Origin of the sequence: Bartonella japonica, from assembly GCF_040545385.1 — a bacterium.
Classification (GTDB): Bacteria; Pseudomonadota; Alphaproteobacteria; order Rhizobiales; family Rhizobiaceae; genus Bartonella; species Bartonella japonica.
Genome location: NZ_JBEPLT010000051.1, coordinates 1 through 1,757, shown reverse-complemented (window position 1 = coordinate 1,757; position 1,757 = coordinate 1). Strand labels below are relative to the sequence as shown.

Annotated in this window: 2 protein-coding genes; both read right to left on the bottom strand. The window is 41.5% G+C overall.

Annotated elements, in window-relative coordinates:
• Positions 1-960 (bottom strand): DUF3987 domain-containing protein (locus tag ABID39_RS07825; protein WP_354187598.1); only part of this gene is annotated, 960 nt, incomplete at its 3' end.
• Positions 957-1,757: DUF7146 domain-containing protein (locus ABID39_RS07820; RefSeq protein ID WP_354187596.1), on the bottom strand; the 801-nt coding region annotated here is incomplete at its 5' end. The genes ABID39_RS07820 and ABID39_RS07825, both read right to left, overlap by 4 nt.

Below are 1,757 nucleotides of genomic sequence, written 5' to 3'. Positions count from 1 at the left end.
CATTTGAAAGCGTTGTAAGAAACCATCATTGCCTTTGCCATATAAAACATTGCGTATAAAGGGCAGAATGCGAGAGGGTTGAATGCCCCCTATAAGAGAGACGGTTGCATTGGGAATAAAAATGGTTCCCCGCCCAATCCGGTCATAAGTAAATTGACCATCTCCATTAAAAGCTTCCAAATAAAAGGCACGGTCTGATTGATATTCCTTCCGTTCCATATCTGTTAAAAAACCAGCCAATTCATCACGAACCATTAAGAGACCACGGGGGTTTTCTTTTAAAAGTCCCCCAAGCTTTTCGACAGTCACATCATTAACAATAAAACGAGAGAGACAATCATCATGTGTATTGTTTTTAGAGAGGGTTTCAGACAAAAGAGCGCGGGCTGTTTCACACTCTCCTTTTCTTATTGCTTTATGGGCTTGTTTTTCCTTTTCTCTTTTGTCTAAAGTTTCAAGTTTCTCTTCAATTTCTTGTCTCTCTTTTTGCTTTAACCAGTCTTTATACCATTCCTTTTGAAGGGTATAAACAGGTTCTAAAGCGGCTTGCATGGCAGGTGATTTCAATGCAGAAGGTTTGCCAACAATGGCACCCCAGAGATTAGGGACAATCTTCCAATCATCATGTTGTTTTGGAGCAATACGTACGCCATTGCCAATAACGGCAGCCAAGCCACACAAAGCAGAGACGGCGACAAAATCGATAGGGGATTGTTGACGGTCAGCAACGTCATAAATATAGCGACCTAAGACATATGGGACTTGTATAGGATCAAAAGGCTCGACGGGTAAGAGAGCCGTATCAATTGGTTTTAATTCCCCCCAACCATTTTGTTGCAATGCCTGTTCATAAGGAATAGCTTTTAAACAAGCATTTTCGTTTAAAGAGCCATTATCGTTATCATTGACGAGTGTATTTTGATTGTTGGTATCTACAATATTGTTTTTATTCTCTCTCATTTATTTATACCTTTCAATATTAGAAAGTCGTTGAAATCTAGACCGTATGGGGCTTGCATGATAAAGACCTCAAAGCCTTGGTTATAAGCACGCTTTGCTAGGGTGAAACCTGCTTTACGACCAGCATCATCGCCATCCATTGCAATGGTGAGACGGGCTTTTGTTTTGGGAAAATTCAAATGCATCATGCCATGGGTTGAAAGGGACGCCCATAAATCAACGGGCTCTGATAACAACCCAGATAGCAGAGCCAGACCGGTTTCAATGCCCTCACAAATGACCAGATGTTTGGGATTGGCTTGACTTAAATGCGCCGCACCGCCCGTTACAGATCCCAACATAGCTTTTGCTGGTGACAAATTCGTTTTGCAGCCATTGTCTTTTAAAAAGGTTCTATGGATCGCAAAGGAACCAGCTCCCTTAACAAGAGCAACCAACGCGGGTAGTGTAACCCCAGAGGGGTGTGGACATTTGCTATGAAAGCGTAAATCAGCAGGCAAATCACATGTGATACCCCGCATACGTAAATAGGTTTCTGCTAAAGTATTTTTGATTGGTTGGCATTGTTGCCAAATTTCTTTTGCTCTCTCTGTTTTCTGTTTTGCTCGTTTGAGATCAGCAGAAATCTGTTTTGATAAAGAAAGCGTCTGATTATAAGCTTTATGACCCAGCAAGCCAATTCTCATAAGCGCTTGTATGATTTCTCTAAAAGAGCAACCAGCATAACAATAGAGCAATAAACGCCCATCATTTCCATTTTTAATGGATAAGCTAGGCAGCCTATCATCATGGGCAGG